Here is a 17,748-nt window from a genome sequence, read left to right on the forward strand (position 1 = left end):
AGTGCACTCGTTACATTCTACTTCTGATTCATTACACCGTGAGACAATCGATCGGCAAGCCGCGGGAATAATTGATATAGCCAGATGCCAGCTGATGCGAGCCGCGGCAGATTCACTTCTTCCTTGCGTTTCTTCATAGCCCGAATCATGTGGCCTGCTACATTCTGAGGTGTCAGCATGAGCCAGCGCACATTGTTCACGTAATGCCCTGAAGGATCAGCACGATCAAAGAACGGTGTATCTATAGGGCCTGGATTAATCGTCGTGACGGTAACTCCTGTCTTGCGCAGTTCCTGACGTAAAGCATTGCTGAATCCAAGTACAGCATGCTTTGTGGCCGTATATGATGCTGATTTGGCTGTCCCTATTTTACCAGCCATCGAAGCAACGTTTACAATCTGGCCTTTGCCCCGTTCCAGCATATGTGGAAGCACCGCTTTGGTACAACGGACAATGCCCATGTAATTTACGTCCATCATCTCATCGAATTCTTGTACAGACATGTCTGCCATCGCAGCAAATTTTCCGTATCCGGCGTTATTCAGTAAAATATCGATTCGTCCGTATTTATGTAACATTTCATCTACAGCCGTTTGAACCTGCTCACTGTCTGTAACATCCAGCGTAAGCAGTTCATGCCGTCCCTGTAATGAAGCACCAATCTGATCCAGCTTATCCCGCGAACGGGCAGCCAAAATCGGGATGGCTCCTTCCTCGATCAGCATTTGTGCACAGAGCGCACCAATTCCACTTGATGCTCCTGTTATAAAAACAACCTGATCTTTCAGCATGGTTGATGTCCTCCCGTAATAAAACACATTGGGCCTCCTGAAGGCCTATGCTTCTATTTTACGAGATCATCACCTGAATATCCATCTCGCCAATCCCATCCATCAACAAAGGAATGCTAAGCGCCTTCGTTGCAGTAAATGTGGCTAAAATTTCAGATTGCATAACCTGAGGAGGCGTAATATCCACGACAACGCCTTGGTTGGACAAAATTGTACTTGCATTGCCACTGATCATGTTACCGAGCTCAGAGATCGCACTTTTGCTCATATCGTCCATCTCGGTGATTACAAAACCACCCATCATAGCTGAAACGATTTTCAATGCCACCGTTTCTTGTATACCAAAAACAATATTTCCGCTCAACTGTCCCGTCATTCCAATCACGATCCATACATGGTCAGCAATGTACTCTACATTCTTGACGCCAAGATTCCCGGTGGAAGGCGAAACCTGGATGAGCTGTTCAAAAACGTTGCGTGCAGATTCCAGGAATGGGTTAATTACTTCCGCTTTCACTGTATATGTCCTCCTCACACTGGGTTATTGGTCACACACCAAAAGTCCCATATTCATTAAATTTATTATACTTTATCACGTACGAGAATTCATCAAGAATTCAGGAAACCTTGTGTACTATAATTTATCGTCATTAGAATAGCAAATGTTTATAGCTGTTTTTGTCGCTTTACACTTTTGGAAAGAAATATTATTCCTTCGTTGACACTGTAAAAGGGGTATAGGACTTTTATACCGGTTGTGTATATAGTTAAAATTTAAAATTTTGGCTTGCTACACATTTATTCCATTTATTTAGTCCGTTAGTCTACTTTCTAATAGGCGCATGCCCTTCATTGCTCTGATCTCCGTAATCCCCTATAATTTAAGATAAAAGAAACATAACCCGTCACGGAATTCACTGCATGACACATGACATACAGAGGATATTTTGTTGCAAGGAGGCCGTATATGAACATCAGCCAACTCGAAACGCTGATTACTATTTCCAAAACGATGAGTTTTCGTAAAGCGGGAGAACTTCTTAACCTGACACAGCCGGCTGTCTCCGCTCAGATCAAAAGTCTGGAAGACGAATTCAACACCGTTCTCGTCGATCGGAATCAACCCGTAACCCTCACAGATCGCGGACAGGTTTTTCTGGAACATGCTGAACGGATGCTCGATATTGTAGACGAATTGAAACAAAAGCTGTCCGATCTTGATGAAACGCCACAAGGACGTATTGTACTCGGAACAACAACGTCCATTGCGATTCAAATATTGCCAAGGGTGCTCTCTTACTTTCAGGATCAATTTCCACTCATTAAAACAAGCATACAATCTCTGCCTTCCGCGCAGATTTATACACAGGTCGAGAACGGTCTGGTGGATATCGGAATTGGATATCTTACCGAACGGAATCCTAACCTCAGTACATCGGTGCTGTACTACGATACATTCGAACTCGTTGTATCCCCTTCCCACCCGCTGGCGAAGAAAAAACATGCCGCAGTTGATGTACTGCGAAGCACACCTCTGATTCTACTGTCTCCGGATACGGTTGGGCGCAGGTTCACAGAAGCCGTGTTCAAAAAATATAACATCGAACCCAATGTTGTCATGGAGTTGTCGAGTAGTGAAGAAGTGAAACGAATGGTTGAGATTGATCTGGGTGCAGCCATTATCTCCAAACAATCTGTTGCACAGGAGCTGCGGCAAGGTACACTCCGCATGATTCCTTTAAGTGAGCTGGAGGTCAGCCACCCTGTAGGTGTCATCTATAAATCCAGTCGTTATCTGAATTCGGCGATGCATCAGTTTCTGAGTGATCTCAAAGGCATGCCGGAGACTCAATTTATCAGTTCGGAATAAAAACATAGGATAAGAAAGGGTAGGGATTCCATATGAAATTTGATCTTCATACACACCATTTTCGCTGCGGTCATGCGGACGGCAACATCAGGGATTACATTGAAGCAGGGATTGAGGCAGGACTTCAGGCTATTGGAATCTCGGATCACACCCCTTACTTTGGAAGTGAACTGGAGCAGGCGCATCCACGGATTGCAATGGGTAAATCTGAATTACAACATTATGTAGCTGAAGTGCTCGCGTTAAAAGAAAAATATGCCGGTAAAATTGACGTTTTGCTCGGAATCGAATCCGACTACTTTCCAACTCATGCTGAATTGTACCGGACAACGTTGGGACAGTACCCGTTTGACTACATTATCGGTTCCGTTCATCACACGGAAGATATCAGTATTTTCAACAAAACCCGTTGGAACGGACTAAGTAATGCTCGTAAAATTGAAGTGAAAGAAGGCTACTATGCGTTAATCGCAGAATCGGCCCGCAGCGGCATGTTCCAGATTCTCGGACATATTGATGCGATGAAAGGCAATTATCCGCCATTCTCCGAAATTGTTGCAGACCATGCGATTGACGAAGCTCTTCAGGTGATAGCCGATGCAAACGTTGCGATTGAGATCAACACCTCAGGCAAGACCAAGCTTAGTGGCGGTTGGTATCCATCCGATGCTATTCTGGAACGTGCCAATCATTTCGGTGTAAAAGTCACCTTTGGTTCAGATGCTCATATCCCCGGCCGGGTAGGAGATGAGCTTGACCTTGTACGCACACGTCTGCGGGAGATCGGTTTCACCGAGTGGGTATATTTCAAACAAAAGCAAATGCAGATTGTTCCTCTATAAAAGTTAACGAAACACAAAGATCCCCACGTAACATGAATATGCGTGAGGATCTTTTCTTTTCTTGTTTTATCTATTCCCTAGTAGATCAGGCACAATAACTTTAAACAAAAAAATGAACCCGCTCATCGCGGGTTCCAACAGCATTATCTATTATCAAAAAGGGGGTCATGAGATAAGTTTACCCCTTGTCTGTTAGAGTTCAATTGCAACTATATTTCAATTGTGTAACAAATGATTGAAGTTTGTTTCAGTTCCTTATCCTCTATTACGTTATGATATTCCTGGCTTGTTCGATGCCAGTTTATGAAGCTGTCCCCGATACAGATCATGCTGGAACTGTTCGCGGTACATGCCATACACCTTAACATCCATGGGGCTTTCGAATGACTTGTCTTCTCCATCGTTCAGGCCATATGACGGAAGATTCCGCTCATAGGTCATACCCATTTTAAGCAGTACCCGTTCAGAGGAACCATTGGCCTCATAACAGCGTGCTTCAACTCTCCACAGATGAAGCTCATCAAAACCGAATGTCAGCAGGCGATGCACCGCTTCTGTTGCCACACCTTTCCCCCAGCACGCCTTGTCCAAGATGTAACCGATCTGTGCGGTCCCTTTTTGATCATTCCAATGTTGAAAAGAGGTAATGCCGATTACTTGCTCTCTGCCTTTCCAACAGATACCGTAATGCAATGAATCCAGTTTGGCACTGCTGCTCCGAATCTGGTTTAGTAGTTTTCTCGCCCGAATGGGTGGAGGTTGACTCCCTCGATTGACGTAACGAATCACCTGAGGATCGGATAAGAGTTCAGATAAAGTGATATAATCACTTTGACGTAATGACCGAAGTACAAGACGCTCTGTCCATAAGGCTGGCAGCCCTTGAATTAGCATATTTCGATTAAGCATGACAATCACTCCTTTGCCTAACGGGCTCTAGTCCGGTAAGACAAGCAAGCTCTAAGGATGATCCGGCATGATACTACTGATCGAATGACATAAATTGTAGTATGTCCTGTAATTGTTCAGCTTTATTCGGTCAAGATACTACATTTACTCTTGTAATCCGCGATAAATACCTGAGCGTATTTCACGAATATATGCCTCAAGTGCCGGTACTTCTGCTTTTTGTGCAATCCGTACTTCATGTTCAATGTCGTAAGGAACCCGAACAAACTGAAGGTTAAACGGTTTTTGGCTATCCTCGCCGTATTCCCCTTCAAGAATACAATATGAGGCTTGTGGCAGATCAAGCGGATTCCCTACGCTTCCTGTGTTAAACAGCATTTTCCCTTCAAGATATTGAAGGAAAGCATTATGGACATCACCATACCCGACCACCTCAGCCACACCTGTCCCTGAATCATCCGTTGGAGGATCAAACATGGCCAGCCGCTTATCCATCTCATCCCATGGCTGTACGCGATGGTAGACACTTTGCGGTGAAGCATGGACTAATCGAACGGTCCGTCCGCTTAATTTGAACTCATAACTGAAAGGAAGACTCGCCAAATAAGCCACTCTGTCGGCTCCCAGTCGCTCAGCTTGCCATGTGAAATCACGGACATCCTGATTCACTGCGATCAGTTCATCCCAGTTGCCACGAATGACCACTTCACATGTTGCTCTGACCTGATCCACCACTTCGGCTGGTTGCGGCCCTTTGCCCACAAGATCACCCAGACAAAATATCCTGTTCAAACCACGACGCTGCATATCTTTCATCACAGCTTCCCAGGCAGTCATGTTGCCATGAATGTCGGATACAATCGCTATACGTTCCATCTGATTAACCCCCATTCATGTTTGTTAAGCCTTATCTTTCACTTACATCATCCCGGCTTAAACGAAGCACGGTCAGTTCAGGTCTGCATAGAAAACGAATGGGAAGCTGCGTCATGCCAAATCCCCGATTCACGTAAACGGGCATCTGGGGCTTAGATGTATAATGCAATCCCTGAACATATTTGCGTGACCCCCGTGGAGTTGTCATTGCACCGAACCAGGGAAAACGAACTTGACCACCATGACTGTGACCGGAGAGTTGCAACCCAAATCCATGCGGAGCGGCATAATCGGCATAATCCGGTTCATGCATAAGTAGCAGTTTCCATGCACCCTCACTTAACCCTGTAACGGCCTCGTCCAAGTTGGGCTCGCCTGTTAACGCATCATCCAGACCTACTACTGCAAACTTCCCGTTTCCACGTTCGATAACGGCATGCTCATTCAGTAACAGGGTAAAGCCCGCTTCACGGAACATAGCTATCACGTCCTGTTGTTGCCGTCCTCGATAATCATGATTCCCGAGCACAGCAAACTTTCCGTACCTTGCTGTCATAGAGGCTAGAATCGGTACGCACTCACGCATCGGCTCGGATTGTCTCTCAACGATATCTCCGGTAAAACAGATGAGATCCGGTTGCTGATCCTTGATCTGTCCTGCCAGCTTGCTCAACTTTTTCTGCCCTGTATGAAAACCAAGGTGTACATCACTGAAATGAACGACACGCAGTCCATCAAACGCTTCGGGAAATGACGGGAACTTAAGATCAATATGATTGACTTGTAAACGCCGAGGTTCCCAAAGTGCGTATCCCAGTGTCAGCACACTCGCTACTAAAGTCATCACATGTTTTCGTAGTTGGAACATTCGACGAGAAGGGTCATGATCCTTTTCTTTTCCAGGAAAAAGAGGTTCATTCGAACCGTTTGGCCTGTTTAAGTGCCGGGACGGCGAGCTGCCGCTGTTCAAACGTGGTGTCTTTCCCATCATTCCCCTCCTCGGGTCGGTTTTCTTAATAGTTGTTATAGGCTATATCCATCCCTGTAGTATACCATATTTTGCACAGGATGCCCGCTTACTTCGGTTGATGACAAAAGAAGCCGTGACCCGCCAAACTCTGCGCGGGACCACGACTTCTCCGAGAAGCAGCGTGAACCTCTGCTTCGCTATTACACCATTATACACCCAGCCAACGTTTGAACATATGCTTGGTGGTTTGTTTATTCATCTCAGCGATAGACGTAGTGAGCGGGATGCCTTTTGGACATGAACGCACACAGTTCTGGGAGTTTCCGCAACCTTCAATACCGCCATCGTCCATCAACGCTTCCAGACGTTCTTCTGCGTTCATCTCACCTGTAGGGTGAGCGTTAAACAGACGTACCTGGGACAGCGCCGCTGGACCAATAAAGTCGGTTTTTTCGTTAACGTTCGGACAAGCTTCGAGACATACGCCACAAGTCATACATTTGGACAGCTCGTAAGCCCACTGACGTTTCTTCTCAGGCATCCGAGGCCCTGGACCAAGGTCATACGTGCCATCGATAGGAATCCATGCTTTAACGCGTTTTAGAGCGTTAAACATCCGAGTGCGGTCAATGACAAGGTCACGTACCACCGGGAAAGTTTTCATCGGTTCAATACGAACGGGTTGTTCAAGCTTGTCGATCAAAGCTGCACACGCTTGACGCGGTTTGCCATTAATAATCATGGAGCAGGCGCCGCACACTTCTTCAAGACAGTTGGATTCCCAGCACACCGGAGCGATGGACTTTCCATCTTTATTTACCGGGTTCCGCTGGATTTCCATTAGGGCACTGATCACGTTCATGTTCGGACGGTACGGAAGCTCAAACTCTTCGGTGTACGAAGATGACTCCGGGCTGTCTTGACGGGTGATAATAAACTTGACGGTTTTGCTTGCTGTTGCTTGTTCCGCCATATCGTTGTCCCCTCCTCTGGTGACGATGATTGTATTGCTGGTGCGCAAAGCTATGTTGGTACTCGGGGTAGGCGCTCCAGTCGTGGAATGCCCTTTGGATCGCCATTATCCTCGAATTTGTTTGATCCACCCTTACTAGGTTGAAAATTCGATGATAAACGCGAACGCTTCGCTTCTTTCGGGCATTTCCACTCCCTACGCTACGCCGTGCACCTCGTGCTGCTTTGCTGGAAACTGCAATCCATTCATCTGGATTGCTGTAATTTTTGTGGAAGCTTAGTCTTTTGAGTAGTCCCGGATACGCGGTGGAATCAGGGATACGTCAACAGGCTCGTACGAGATTTGCGGGCCTTCTTTTGACCAGCTCGCGATAGTTGTTTTTAGGAACTCTTCATCGTTACGCTCTGTGAATTCCGGTTTGTAGTGCGCTCCGCGGCTCTCATTACGCAGCAATGCGCCGAGTGTCATCGCTTCAGCAAGTTCAAGCATGTTCCACAACTGGCGAGTAAATGCCGCACCCGGATTGTTCCAGCCGGAGTTGTCATACATGTTGATTTTGCCATAACGCTCTTTCAATTCCTTGATTTTGCCAATGGTTGCTTCAAGCTTGTCATTGTAGCGAACCACCGTCATGTTGGCTGTCATCCACTCACCCAACTCTTTGTGAATCACATAAGCATTTTCCGTACCTTGCATTTTCATGATGCCTTCGTATTTGTCGGTTTGACGCTTCGTATAACCATCAAATACGGAAGAAGAGATATCCGCAGAGGACTTCTTAAGTCCTTTGATATATTCAGCCGCTTTTGGCCCTGCCACCATACCACCATAAATTGCGGATACGAGTGAGTTTGCACCCAAGCGGTTTGCACCGTGATATTGATATTCACATTCGCCAGCTGCAAACAGCCCTGGAATGTTAGTCATTTGATTATAATCTACCCACATGCCACCCATGGAATAGTGAACAGCCGGGAAGATTTTCATCGGAATTTTACGCGGATCGTCACCCATGAATTTCTCATAGATTTCAATGATTCCGCCCAGTTTGACATCCAGTTCCTTCGGATCTTTGTGAGAGAGGTCGAGATATACCATGTTCTCGCCATTCACACCTAGTCCCATGTCTACGCAGACGCTGAAGATTTCACGTGTCGCGATATCACGCGGAACAAGGTTACCGTAGGATGGATATTTCTCCTCAAGGAAATACCAAGGTTTGCCGTCTTTGTATGTCCAGATCCGTCCACCTTCACCACGCGCCGATTCGGACATCAGACGCAGCTTATCATCTCCTGGAATCGCTGTCGGGTGAATCTGAATGAACTCACCGTTGGCATAATTCACGCCTTGCTGATATACCGCACTTGCAGCTGTACCTGTATTGATAACGGAGTTTGTTGTTTTACCGAAAATGATACCCGGACCACCGCTCGCCAGAATAACGGCTTCGGCTGGGAACGTTTGTACCTTCATCGTTTTCAGATCCTGCGCGACGATACCGCGGCATACCCCTTCATCGTCCACAACGGCTTGAAGGAACTCCCAGTTCTCATACTTGGTCACGAGACCCGCTGCTTCCCAGCGGCGTACTTGCTCATCCAATGCGTAAAGCAGTTGCTGCCCTGTTGTTGCTCCAGCAAATGCTGTACGGTGATGCTTCGTTCCTCCGAAACGGCGGAAATCGAGCAAACCTTCCGGCGTACGGTTGAACATAACGCCCATCCGGTCCATCAGGTGAATGATGCCTGGTGCTGCTTCACACATCGCTTTAACGGGTGGTTGGTTGGCAAGGAAGTCTCCGCCATAAACCGTATCGTCAAAGTGTACCCATGGAGAGTCGCCTTCCCCTTTCGTATTTACCGCACCGTTGATACCGCCCTGGGCACATACGGAGTGGGATCTTTTAACAGGAACCAGTGAAAATAAATGAACATGGACTCCGGCTTCAGCCGATTTGATCGCCGCCATCAATCCCGCGAGACCGCCGCCCACAATAATTACATTCGATGATGCCATTGCTAGTTCACTCCCTTATAAGTAAGCATTATTCATTAAGATTTAAGATCTCAGAAAGTGTTCATTCATAGACTCAATCTCTACTTGTTAATTCAAAAATCGAGTCTATAAGTATTCATTCTCCAAATTTAAACCAAAACAGATTTTACCGCATCAATCATTGACGTAGCTGTCTGGAAATCTACATTCCGGAAAGCAAACAATGAAGCGATAAACATGATGGATACCAGTGCGAACAAGCTCATGCACACATACGAGGACACGCGCTGTGCACGAGGCCCCACTGTAATTCCCCAGCTAACGAGGAACGACCAGAGTCCGTTAGCAAAGTGATATGATGCCGCCACAACACTGATTAAATATAGAATAAATGTTACCGGATTCATCACGATGTTATGGATAACACCGCCCAACTCTTCGTGAGTTACGTTGCCGAGAGCCACTTGTACGCGCGTCTCCCATACGTGCCAGATCACAAATACAAACGTGATGACACCACTGATCCGCTGCAACGTATAACGCCAGTTGCGCTCATTACCGTAACGACCCACGTTAGGCTTGGCCTGATAAGCAATGTACAGACCATATACACCGTGATAGAACAGCGGCAGCCAGATCAGAAACGTTTCCAAAACAATGACGAGCGGAAGGCTGTTCAAGAAGGCAACCGCACCGTTAAAAGCTTCTTTGCCGCCTTCAACTGCCGAGAAGTTCGTCACCAGATGCTCTAGAAAAAACAGACTGAGCGGAATGACGCCAAGCAAGGAGTGCAGCTTTCTGGAGTAAAACCCTTTCATAAAATGTCGATCCCCTTTCGCTAAATACAACGTTTTCATAAAACCATTCGTATATCATGACACGTATCCTTCTTGCATGAGAAGGTTCGACAAATTGTTCCGTTTTGATCAGGTGTGAACAACTTGTGTCACGATTCATGTTACTCCTTTTTTTCTTATAAGGGAATTGCAATATAATTATTAAATGTTATAACCTATAGGTATAAGTGTTGAAACAAAGGTTTTGTAAGGGTTATACCATCGCAACGATGCGATTGTAACCTAATATATCAATGAAGGCAGCAAGTTGAAGTGCCATACAATAAGGCAAACGATTAATCAAGGGCAAGAATCACACTCATAATGAAAAGAGGTTTGTGTTCATGTTCGAAGACTTAAACGCATTTGCAGCGGTTGTAGAGCAGTCCAGTCTAAACCGAGCATCCAAGTTACTGAATCTGTCTCAGCCTGCACTCTCTCGTAAAATTTCCAAGCTGGAAGATGAACTGGGCGTATCCCTCTTTCATCGCCGCGGCAAACGACTGGAATTAACCAGCGTAGGCCAACTCGCCTACACCTTTGCCGTCGAGCAGAAACAACAACAGCAGAAATTTCTCACCATGTTATCTCAATACAAGGATGAGGAACAGAGCACTATTACGCTAGGAGCGAGCCTGACGACACTTCAGACCACCTTACCCCCACTCGTCAACGCTTTTATGGAGAAGCATCCTCATGCAGAATTAAAGTTGCTAACAGGCAAGACCCATGAGATCGTTTCTTTTGTACGTGATAAAAAAGCCGATGTGGGCATTGTAGCCTCGTCCATTAGCGAAACGGGACTCAATTGCGTTCCACTATTTGATGATCATTTGGAGCTGGTTGTGCCGCTAACGCACCCTCTTGCAGGTAAGGAAGCAGGTATGGAGCATCTGCAGGACCTGCCCATGATTACGTTTTCCAAAGGAACATGGTACCGCAAGCTCACAGACGATCTGTTCCAGCGCTGCACCGTAATGCCTGACATTCGCATGGAGATTGATTCATTTGAAGCCATTATCCGTCTTCTGCCGACCTGTAAAGCCGCTGCCCTGCTTCCCAAATCTTATCTTCGTCCACAGCTGCTGGCAGATAACGATCTCGTTGCCGTGCATTTACCTCAGTTGAAACAGACCCGAAGAACAACTTGCATGATCTATGGGGAAAAGGAAAATCTCAGCGAAACCGCGAGACAATGGGTCAGGGAGACTGCTGCATTTTTTACAGCAAAGGCGTCATTGCCCTCACGAAGGACAACAACGCCTTGATTTCATTAAGAAGGAGTAGCTTTTCTATTGATCAGGACAAGCTTTTAAAGCTGTTTATTCTCTTGAAGGAGGATAACGATCAACATAACTGAGCTACTCAACTCTCCTCACTAATGACTTCTTCTTCAAACCGGTCGATGTCATCATTATTGCCAATAATGACCATAATATCCCCCATTTGCAGCGAATCCATTGCCGTCGGGGCAATAATGACCCCGGCTTCTTTTTGCAGGGCTACAATGCTGCAGTTAAAGCGTACACGTGCATTCAAGCTGGAGAGGGTTTTATTGTGCAGACATGCAGGTACTTTCATCTCTACAATACTGTAGTCATTGGACAATTCGATGTAATCCAGCAGGTTTGGCGTAACCAATTGGTGAGCGACCCGGATGCCCATATCCCGTTCAGGGTACACGACACGGTCTATGCCCAGCTTGTCGAGTGCTCGTCCGTGAAGAACAGAGATGGCTTTAGCGACAACCGTTTTGACCCCCAGCTCTTTGAGCAGAATCGCGGTAAGGATACTCGTCTGAATATCGTCACCAATGGCAACGATGCCACAATCAAAATTACGAATGCCCAGTGAGCGGAGCACTTCTTCATCCGTAGCATCCGCTACGACAGCGTGAGTGACCAGGTCACTCATGTCTTCGACGAGCTCTTCATTTTTATCAATGCCGAGCACCTCATAACCTAGTTCCATTAATTCCTGTGCCAGACTGGAGCCAAACCGCCCAAGTCCAATGACCGCAAACTGCTGTTTTTTCATCGTTCTTCACGAACCCCTCTATCCTAGTAATCACTAACCAATTATCATTTTGCCTTCCGGATACCTGTATAAATCCTTACCCTTTTTCTGCCCCAGTGCATACGCCAGCGTGATGGGTCCAAGCCGTCCTGCAAACATGGTAAAACAGATCATTAACTTGCCAAATGTGGTGAGTTTAAGCGTCAAGCCAAGAGATAGTCCTACGGTACCAAAAGCGGATGTCGTTTCAAATAATATCATCAGAAAATTACTGTCCTCCGTCGTACTCAATATCATCGTTACCGTGATAATGAATAACAGTGCCAGTAGTGTAATGGTGAGTGCTTTGAAAATCCGTTCCTGCACAAGCCGGTATCGGAAAAAAACGATGTCCTCCCGGCCGCGCATCATGGCAATGACTGCTCCGGCCATAATCAGAAACGTTGTTGTTTTGATGCCGCCCCCGGTTGACCCTGGCGATGCACCGATAAACATCAATATAATCATGAAAAATTGCGTAGCCTGCCGCAGTCCGGCGATATCCACCGTGTTTGCCCCGGCCGTTCTTGGTGTCACAGATTGGAAGAAAGACCCGAGTAACTTACCGCCCCAGTTCAAGCCGCCCAGCGTTCGCGGGTTGCTGAACTCGAACACAAAAATGACCAGTGCACCAAACATAATTAACAAAGCCGTCATCAGCAAAACAACTTTGGAATGCAACGATAACTTCTTTGTTTTATGATATTCCACCAAATCGGACAACACCACAAAACCGATCCCACCCGAAACAATGAGAAACATGGCGGTAAAATTAACAAGCGGATCATAGACATAACCCGTCAGACTGCTGAAATGACCAAACATATCAAACCCGGCATTATTAAACATGGAGATGGCGTGCCAATAACCGTAATACATAGCCTGCCCAATCGGCATATCAAGTGACCAGCGCAGTGCAAACAATGTACCGCAAATCCCCTCCAAAATAAGCGAGTAGATCACAACCTTGCGAATCAGCCTCACAATGCCTTCCATCGTGCTCTGATTCATCGCTTCCTGTAAGATCAATCGCTCCTTGAGCGAGATTTTCCGTTTGAACGCAATCGCAACCAGCGTAGACATGGTCATAAAGCCGAGTCCGCCGATCTGAATCAGAATGGCAATAATCACCTGACCCAGCACTGTAAAATAGGTTCCCGTATCCACAACAACGAGCCCGGTTACACAGACGGCCGACGTTGCTGTGAAAAGTGCATCGATGAATGCAAGACTTTCACCACTTCGGCTCGATACCGGCAACATCAACAGCAGTGTGCCTAACATAATAATGCCAGCAAATCCTAATACCAGAATACGCGGCGGCGATAATCGCATCCATTGAACATTTGCTTTCACTTCTGTATCATCCACCTCTGCTAAAAAAAGAAAATAACTCCACCCTGTGGAGCTCAAGTATGATTCATAAAAAACATCATATAATTGGAATTGATATGCACCCAACTGGAGTTAGTATCCACCCTTGTATATGATGATATCTCAGTTAGCTCTAGCTCTGTTAGTTCTTTCCGTTCTATTCGTTCCCTTGTTAGACCCTAGACATGCGGATTTTTGCATATTTGCTTCAAAATTATAAGCGCTGCAGCGAATGCACACAAAACGATTTTCGGGTAAATAACATCGAATTTGTTCAAAACGGGAAAAACACCTACACCCGGACGGCAAGATCAGATTTTTTCGATCATTTTCATGCATTTTCAAAGATTTACACCTGTTTTCGCCCTGTCATTAGCATTAAGGACATACCCTGTGCTATCTTTACATTACGATGTAATTGAAAAAAGGAGGAACACCATTCCATGAATCCCTTAGGGCAACCTTTGCAACTTAAGGCTAACTTCAAGCGTTTGGGGTTGCTTGCGGTGATCGGCCTGATTTTATTTTTTGTCTTTCAGATCTTTCCTGCGACTTCATCACAAACGACAGAAATTTCGTCAACATCCTTCATTAGCAAGGATCAAGCGATCCAATCTGCACGTTCATTCGCGGCTTCTGTTGATGACTATACGCTCCCCAGCAATGCCAGTAAACCCCTTGTAACGTATCAGACCCATTCCGATATTTACGGTTATATGGCGAAGACGAAACAGCTTGCCACGTACAATAAAAAATGGGAAGCAACCTATCCTTACGATGTGTACCGCGTACGTTTGCTTGATCAGAACAGCGGGGGTTACCTTAACGTTGACGTACATATGAAAACAGGCAAGGTAGTCGCTTTCAAACGGGTATTACCTTCCTCCCTGTATACGGCCGTTGAATCAGAGCAAGAACAGGGCATTAGAAGCACTTCAGAGTCGCTTGCAGAAGGCAATATGCCATTGAACGAAAAAGAAGAAATCGCGGCTGGAGTTTTGAAAGAATTCGGATATGACATCCCAACGCTCCAACTGGATACACGAGATGGCGAGCCGGGTCTGAAGTACACGGATACAAGTAAAACGATTGGCAACTCCAAGCTAGAATTGAATTTTACATTTGAAAATGGAGCTGTCCGTTCGTTCGATTCGGAGTTCTCCGTACCGGAATCCCACACGGATTATGTTAAAGACCAGACCCAACTGGCTAATTGGTTAACTTACGGTGGTTACGCTTTTCTGACGTTTGTTCTTGGTGTACTTGCCATCATATACAGCATTCTGGCTCGTGCAAATACATCGTTCAAACGAGGTATAGTCTTGTCACTGGTGTACTTTGCAGCTTCTATGATCGGTACACTGAACATGCTGCCTCTCTTCCAGGCACAGGGGCTCTCAAGCTTCATGTTAGTGTTCCTCATGCTCATTCAGACCGGCATAACCATCGTGATGAGTGCTACGATCTATCTGTCGCTTGTCGCTGGGGACGGCATGTGGCGCAAAATCGGATTGAATCCATGGCCTCGTGCCAAGGAGCCGGGTTATGGCAAGTATGTGCTGCATAGCATGTACACCGGTTATCTATGGGCTTTTATTCTGCTAGGTGTACAATCGGTTCTGTTCTTTATTCTGGAACGCAGCATCGGTACATGGTCTACAACCTCGGCAGATCAATCGACGTATAACATGACATATGCCTGGATCTTCCCGATTATGGCATGGATGGCCGGTATTGGCGAAGAAGCGGTATACCGACTGTTTGGTATTCGAATGATGCAAAAGGTTGTGCGGAACACGTTCATCGCCTGTCTGATTCCTACAATTATTTGGGCACTCGGACACACGCTTTATCCGATCTATCCGGTCATTACACGCCCGATTGAACTGACTGTCATCGGATTGCTGTTCAGCCTGATCATGTTGCGTCACGGCTTTATTGCCGTCGTTTTTGCACATGTCATCTTCGACAGCCTGCTGATGGGACTCAGCTTGATTTTCATGGGAGACGCGCTGAACATCGGAGCCGGAATCTTTTGGATTGTGCTGCCGGCTATTGTTGGATACATGGTCTACCGTTTCAATCCAAAACAAAAAGAGAAGCCGTATGTCACGACTCCTCATCACGAAGTGCTGCAATAATTTGATTTGCCAGTTTATCACCAATCGACAGAGGCCGGAAGTCTTCGACGCTGGCCTCTTTTATTTTGCGCAGAGAGCCAAAATGCTTCAAAAGCAGCTTACGCCGCTTCTCCCCGATACCCGGAATCGCATCGAGCCTAGACGTAACCATCGACTTACCGCGTTGCTCACGGTGAAACGAGATGGCGAACCGGTGAACCTCTTCTTGAATCCGCTGTAACAGATAAAACTCCTGACTGTCCCGCGGCAGAGCAATCACCTCTGGTGGATTACCAATCATCAGTTGTGATGTTTTGTGTTTGGCGTCCTTCACCAATCCACACACCGGAATGAATAGCCCAAGCTCGTTCTCAAGCACGTCCACAGCTGCGGAAATCTGTCCTTTACCACCATCGACTACAATCAAGTCAGGCTGGGTCAAGTTTTCCTTAAGCACTCGCTCATAACGACGACGAATAACTTCACGCATCGTTTCATAATCATCCGGCCCCTCGACAGAGCGGACTTTATATTTACGATATTCCTTCTTATCCGGTTTACCGTCGGTAAACACAATCATGGCAGACACCGGATTCGTACCCTGAATGTTCGAGTTATCAAAAGCTTCAATTCGTCTTAACTGCTCCAGACCGATCCAGCGCCCCAATCCCTCGGAAGCCTTAGATGTCCGCTCTTCATTACGCTCAATAAGACGGAACTTCTCCTCCAATGCCACCCGTGCATTGTCGAGTGCCATCGTAATCATCTGGCGTTTCAGTCCGCGTTGCGGGATGTGTACTTTAATGTCCAACCACTCTTGCAGAGAAGCAGCCATCTGGGAAGGGTCCTCCATCTCGGATGGCAGTTTGGTATTGGATGTATCCTGCAATTCGTCTGTATTGTTCTTTTCTTCCTCGGTTGCATCCGCCCCATAAGCTGCAAGTGTCTCGGCAACAACTGGCATCGAAGCAGCGGTCTGATTCATCCCGACTTGTAATTCCTCCTGCATGGATTCAACCGTTTCCTCCGAATGTTTGTCCTCGGATGTATTCGCATGATCCACTTTTGCGGAATCGTTTGTTGCCTCGTCAGAGAGCAGTTCTTTCGGCATCTCCGGTAGTAATATTTCCTGTGGCAACGCCGGATTATCACTGTAATACTGGGTTACATAGGACATGAAGTCATTGTAGGCCTCACCGTAGAACGGGAAGGTGGATACATGACGTTCAATCATTTTTCCCTGACGCATATATAGAATCTGGACACACATCCAGCCTTTATCAATCGCAAATCCAAAGACGTCGCGGTCTCTGGCATCCGCCATCGTAATTTTCTGTTTTTCCATGATCGCATCAATCGCAATCACCTGGTCACGCAGCTCTTTGGCACGTTCAAAATACAAATCTTCAGCGGCTTCCTGCATCTTGCGTTGCAAGTCCTTTTTAATCTCTTCATGCCCGCCGCTCAGAAATGACCCGATCTCCTGCGAAATCTCGTCATACTGCTCTTTGCCAACTTCCTTCACACAAGGAGCAAGGCATTGGCCCATATGGTAATAGAGGCAAACTTCCTTTGGCATTACACCGCATTTGCGGAGCGGATACATCCGATCCAGCAGTTTTTTCGTTTGGTGTGCCGCATACGAGTTCGGATATGGACCGAAGTATTTGGCTTTATCTTTCAGCACTCGGCGAGTCACTTCGAGCCGCGGATGCTTTTCATTCGTTATTTTAAGATAAGGAAACGTTTTATCATCTTTAAGCAATACGTTGTAACGAGGCATATGTTTTTTGATCAGGTTACACTCCAGAATCAGTGCTTCCATATTGCTGCCTGTCACGATGTATTCAAAATCACGGATTTCGGATACAAGACGCTGTGTTTTTCCATTATGACTGCCAATAAAATAAGAGCGCACGCGATTTTTAAGCACTTTGGCTTTACCGACGTAAATAATCGTACCCTCACTGTTTTTCATCAAATAACAGCCCGGCAGGTCTGGAAGCAATGCAAGCTTGTGACGAATCTGCTCCAATGCCTTCTCCTGTGCGTCTAACTCCTGCATAAATGGATCCATAATTCGGTGGGTCCTCCCTTCCGAAAAATTGAAGCCTTCACCTTACATGTTACACTC

Annotated in this window: 15 protein-coding genes; 4 read left to right on the forward strand and 11 right to left on the reverse strand. The window is 46.4% G+C overall.

Annotated features, from left to right (window positions below):
• Window positions 1-17: 17 nt before the first annotated feature.
• Window positions 18-791, reverse strand: coding sequence for an SDR family NAD(P)-dependent oxidoreductase (locus tag ABIE27_RS23410; RefSeq protein WP_123064662.1), 774 nt, complete (start codon window positions 789-791; stop codon window positions 18-20).
• A 58-nt stretch (window positions 792-849) separates the two neighbouring features.
• Window positions 850-1,308 carry a chemotaxis protein CheX gene (locus ABIE27_RS23415; RefSeq protein WP_123064663.1) on the reverse strand — a complete coding sequence of 153 codons (459 nt, stop codon included), beginning with the start codon at window positions 1,306-1,308 and terminating at the stop codon, window positions 850-852.
• A 450-nt stretch (window positions 1,309-1,758) separates the two neighbouring features.
• Here ABIE27_RS23415 and ABIE27_RS23420 point away from each other — a divergent pair, with 450 nt between their 5' ends.
• Together ABIE27_RS23420 and ABIE27_RS23425 are read left to right on the forward strand one after the other, a co-directional pair.
• Window positions 1,759-2,661 (forward strand): LysR family transcriptional regulator, encoded by a 903-nt coding sequence (locus tag ABIE27_RS23420; RefSeq protein WP_090919420.1) that lies wholly within the window; start codon window positions 1,759-1,761, stop codon window positions 2,659-2,661.
• A gap of 32 nt (window positions 2,662-2,693) precedes the next feature.
• The gene (locus tag ABIE27_RS23425) at window positions 2,694-3,503 is read left to right on the forward strand and encodes a histidinol-phosphatase (protein ID WP_123064664.1); all 810 of its coding nucleotides are present in this window, start codon (window positions 2,694-2,696) and stop codon (window positions 3,501-3,503) included.
• 270 nt (window positions 3,504-3,773) lie between these two features.
• On the opposite strand, the gene ABIE27_RS23430 is transcribed toward ABIE27_RS23425, so the two are convergent.
• The 6 genes from ABIE27_RS23430 to ABIE27_RS23455 form a co-directional block, all read right to left on the reverse strand.
• Window positions 3,774-4,412 (reverse strand): GNAT family N-acetyltransferase, encoded by a 639-nt coding sequence (locus tag ABIE27_RS23430; RefSeq protein WP_123064665.1) that lies wholly within the window; start codon window positions 4,410-4,412, stop codon window positions 3,774-3,776.
• Window positions 4,413-4,556: 144 nt separating this feature from the next.
• The gene (locus ABIE27_RS23435; RefSeq protein ID WP_123064666.1) at window positions 4,557-5,288 is read right to left on the reverse strand and encodes a metallophosphoesterase family protein; all 732 of its coding nucleotides are present in this window, start codon (window positions 5,286-5,288) and stop codon (window positions 4,557-4,559) included.
• Between the two features lie 31 nt (window positions 5,289-5,319).
• The gene (locus ABIE27_RS23440) at window positions 5,320-6,276 is read right to left on the reverse strand and encodes a metallophosphoesterase (RefSeq protein ID WP_123064667.1); all 957 of its coding nucleotides are present in this window, start codon (window positions 6,274-6,276) and stop codon (window positions 5,320-5,322) included.
• 190 nt (window positions 6,277-6,466) lie between these two features.
• The gene (gene sdhB, locus ABIE27_RS23445) at window positions 6,467-7,231 is read right to left on the reverse strand and encodes a succinate dehydrogenase iron-sulfur subunit (RefSeq protein WP_123064668.1); all 765 of its coding nucleotides are present in this window, start codon (window positions 7,229-7,231) and stop codon (window positions 6,467-6,469) included.
• Window positions 7,232-7,507: 276 nt separating this feature from the next.
• Window positions 7,508-9,250 (reverse strand): succinate dehydrogenase flavoprotein subunit, encoded by a 1,743-nt coding sequence (sdhA, locus tag ABIE27_RS23450; RefSeq protein WP_123064669.1) that lies wholly within the window; start codon window positions 9,248-9,250, stop codon window positions 7,508-7,510.
• Window positions 9,251-9,378: 128 nt separating this feature from the next.
• The gene (locus tag ABIE27_RS23455; protein WP_123064670.1) at window positions 9,379-10,047 is read right to left on the reverse strand and encodes a succinate dehydrogenase cytochrome b558 subunit; all 669 of its coding nucleotides are present in this window, start codon (window positions 10,045-10,047) and stop codon (window positions 9,379-9,381) included.
• Window positions 10,048-10,409: 362 nt separating this feature from the next.
• Here ABIE27_RS23455 and ABIE27_RS23460 point away from each other — a divergent pair, with 362 nt between their 5' ends.
• Window positions 10,410-11,333: a LysR family transcriptional regulator gene (locus tag ABIE27_RS23460; protein ID WP_123064671.1), complete on the forward strand. Its 924-nt coding sequence runs from the start codon at window positions 10,410-10,412 to the stop codon at window positions 11,331-11,333.
• A gap of 97 nt (window positions 11,334-11,430) precedes the next feature.
• Here ABIE27_RS23460 and ABIE27_RS23465 read toward each other — a convergent pair whose 3' ends face one another.
• Together ABIE27_RS23465 and ABIE27_RS23470 are read right to left on the reverse strand one after the other, a co-directional pair.
• Window positions 11,431-12,102 (reverse strand): potassium channel family protein, encoded by a 672-nt coding sequence (locus tag ABIE27_RS23465; protein WP_123064672.1) that lies wholly within the window; start codon window positions 12,100-12,102, stop codon window positions 11,431-11,433.
• 33 nt (window positions 12,103-12,135) lie between these two features.
• Window positions 12,136-13,455, reverse strand: coding sequence for a TrkH family potassium uptake protein (locus tag ABIE27_RS23470; RefSeq protein ID WP_429351689.1), 1,320 nt, complete (start codon window positions 13,453-13,455; stop codon window positions 12,136-12,138).
• 482 nt (window positions 13,456-13,937) lie between these two features.
• Here ABIE27_RS23470 and ABIE27_RS23475 point away from each other — a divergent pair, with 482 nt between their 5' ends.
• Window positions 13,938-15,635, forward strand: coding sequence for a CPBP family intramembrane glutamic endopeptidase (locus ABIE27_RS23475; protein WP_429351647.1), 1,698 nt, complete (start codon window positions 13,938-13,940; stop codon window positions 15,633-15,635).
• Here ABIE27_RS23475 and uvrC read toward each other — a convergent pair.
• Window positions 15,604-17,691, reverse strand: coding sequence for an excinuclease ABC subunit UvrC (uvrC, locus tag ABIE27_RS23480; RefSeq protein ID WP_429351648.1), 2,088 nt, complete (start codon window positions 17,689-17,691; stop codon window positions 15,604-15,606). The genes ABIE27_RS23475 and uvrC overlap by 32 nt on opposite strands.
• Between the last annotated feature and the right edge of the window lie 57 nt (window positions 17,692-17,748).

Origin of the sequence: Paenibacillus sp. 4624, assembly GCF_050435065.1 — a bacterium.
GTDB classification, from domain to species: Bacteria; Bacillota; Bacilli; order Paenibacillales; family Paenibacillaceae; genus Paenibacillus; species Paenibacillus amylolyticus_D.